At 68.3% G+C, this 249-nt stretch carries 1 pseudogene; it reads right to left on the reverse strand.

What is annotated here, in order from left to right:
• Positions 1-249: pseudogene (locus L0664_RS18510) on the reverse strand (hypothetical protein); the annotation flags it as partial.

The raw sequence follows: 249 nt of genomic DNA on the forward strand, positions 1-249 counted from the left end.
GTCGCCCTCGGCGCCGTCGAAATCAATTACCGTGGTGGACCCGTCGAGGTTGCGGAACGTCATGATGTCGGCGCCCTGCCCGCCCGAGATCCGGTCCGTGCCGCCGCCACCGTCGATGGTATCGTCGCCGGTGCCGGCGAAGATCACGTCATCCGCCGCCGTGCCGGTCATTGTGTCATCGCCCGTGGTGCCGATCTGCGTCGCGGCGCCCGAGAAATCGCCGCCGAAGATCACGAAGCTCGCGCCGGA

Origin of the sequence: Octadecabacter dasysiphoniae (assembly GCF_021532615.1) — a bacterium.
In the GTDB taxonomy this organism is placed as follows: Bacteria; Pseudomonadota; Alphaproteobacteria; order Rhodobacterales; family Rhodobacteraceae; genus Octadecabacter; species Octadecabacter dasysiphoniae.